The sequence below is a fragment of the Aminiphilus sp. genome (assembly GCF_029975095.1).
GTDB lineage: Bacteria > Synergistota > Synergistia > Synergistales > Aminiphilaceae > Aminiphilus.
The window spans coordinates 1-1,805 of record NZ_JARKPW010000136.1 but is presented as its reverse complement, the minus strand read 5'-3'; the positions used below and the strand labels follow the sequence as shown (position 1 = coordinate 1,805).

Sequence of the window (1,805 nt, the reverse complement as noted above, 5' to 3'; positions counted from 1 at the left end):
GATCCGATCACCGCGCCCGACAGGACGGCGAGCCTTGTGTGCGCCTCCCCGCTCAGGCCGAGGGAATCGTAGAGGCTCTGGGGGATGAGCAGCCCCCCCGCGTGCCCGATGAAGGTAAAGACCATCCCGTAATGGAACAGGATGGAACCATACCTGAGCCCCTCCCTGTCAAGGAGTTCGCTTGACCTGGCGTTCCATCGGAAGGGGTCCGTGAAGTAGCGAAAGGAGTGGCCGACCACGAATATACTGAGTGAAACATAGGGAAAAACGAGAAAGGCCAGAAAATTCCAGTCGCCCATGTATTTCACCTCCGCAATACGGAATCGAGGATTTCAAACAGCCCCGTGTAGGGGCTTTGCATTTCCCGGAGCCTGGAAGCGATAACCGGAAACTGGTCCACGTATAGTCCGGGGCCGGGGAATTGCGTATTTTCCGGGCAAACGGAAAGAAACTCGAGGACCATCGGAAGATAGTCGGGCAGTTCTTCCCCGGATATCTCATAGCCGTTGTCCCGGTAAAGGTTCTTCAAGTCCGCCAGAGCGGCGCCTCTTTTCCTGTCGTCTCCCCACTTGTGGTAGGTCAGGTTGAGGCACACGCCCGGGTTGAGATCGAACGTCCTGGTATACTCCTCCTGCAGGGTGAGCAGCGGAGTCTTCCTCAAATAGGCCAGGAAGGCCCCAAGCTTCTCCCGCGCGTCGGCGGGCATCTCCTCGACCACTCCCGCCGCCTCCGCCGCGGCATTGAGGTTCTTCTCATCGGGATAGTCCAGCAGGACCGAGACCAGTCTGCAAAGCAACCGTTTTCCGTCGTCCATGTTTCAACTCCCGCCCCTGCGCGGGAACCCGGCGTCTCCCTGGTCCACGTGCAGGGTGGCGGCGTCGCCGCACGGCGCCGTTGGAACCACGTAGCGATCCTCATACTTGGCAATGGCCAGCAGGCGGTACATCTGCTCCGCGGAATCCACAGTCAGACCGACAGAGTCGAGCAGCGCCGCTCTTGGGGACTTGTCGACCAGGACGGAGCGCATGTATGCCCGGAGGGCCATCAGCCGGGACAACGCGAGCCTTACCGGGGCTTCGTCTCCCGCGGCGAGAAGGTTGGCGAGGTAGCGCACGGGGATTCTCATCGAATCAGGCTCGAGACCGTCGCCGCCGGGGTCCGTTGCGCTGATCATGGGGCTGAGCGGGGGAACGTACCAGACCATGGGAAGCGTACGAAACTCGGGATGCGGAGGAAGGGCGAGTTTCCACGCGACAGCCAGTTTGTATACGGGGGACCGCAAAGCTGCGTCGATGATGTTTGGCGGGATGCCGTCGCGCGCGGCCTGCGCCCTCACTTCCGGATCCCCCGGGTCGAGGAGCATGGCCATCTGGGCGCCATAGACATCACGATCGTACGGCGTGGCCGCCGCGCTGTATATCTTTTCAGCGTCGTAGAGGAGGACTCCGATGTAGCGAATCCTGCCCACGCAGGTTTCGGCGCACAGTGTGGGCATGCCGCTTTCTATCCGCGGGTAGCAGAACAGGCATTTTTCCGACCTGCCCGTCTTCCAGTTGAAGTACACCTTCTTGTAGGGGCACCCGGAGACACAGAACCGCCACCCCCGGCAGCGCTCCTGGTCCACGAGGACGATGCCGTCCTCATCCCGTTTGTATATCGCTCCCGAAGGGCACGACGCGACGCAGGCGGCGTTGAGGCAGTGCTCGCAGATTCTGGGGAGGTGGAGCATGAAGACGTTCCGGAACTGCAGAAATACCTCGTGTTCCAGCCCGTGGAAATTCACATCCTCCTTTCCGGTGCTGTTG

General features: G+C 61.1%; 3 protein-coding genes. All 3 read right to left on the bottom strand.

From position 1 onward, the window contains the following. Positions 1–299, bottom strand: a 299-nt coding sequence (locus Q1K49_RS08305; RefSeq protein ID WP_300524965.1) for a respiratory nitrate reductase subunit gamma, incomplete at its 3' end; no start/stop codon positions are given. A 5-nt stretch (positions 300–304) separates the two neighbouring features. Continuing rightward, on the bottom strand, positions 305–814 hold the full coding sequence (gene narJ / locus Q1K49_RS08300; protein ID WP_300524964.1) for a nitrate reductase molybdenum cofactor assembly chaperone: 510 nt from the start codon (positions 812–814) through the stop codon (positions 305–307). Positions 815–817: 3 nt separating this feature from the next. Further along, a partial coding sequence (locus Q1K49_RS08295; protein WP_300524962.1) for a 4Fe-4S dicluster domain-containing protein occupies positions 818–1,805 on the bottom strand: 988 nt, incomplete at its 5' end.

Excerpts from the sequence above, each read along its gene's own strand:
- narJ (WP_300524964.1), bottom strand. The coding sequence starts at position 814 with ATGGACGACGGAAAACGGTTGCTTTGCAGACTGGTCTCGGTCCTGCTG.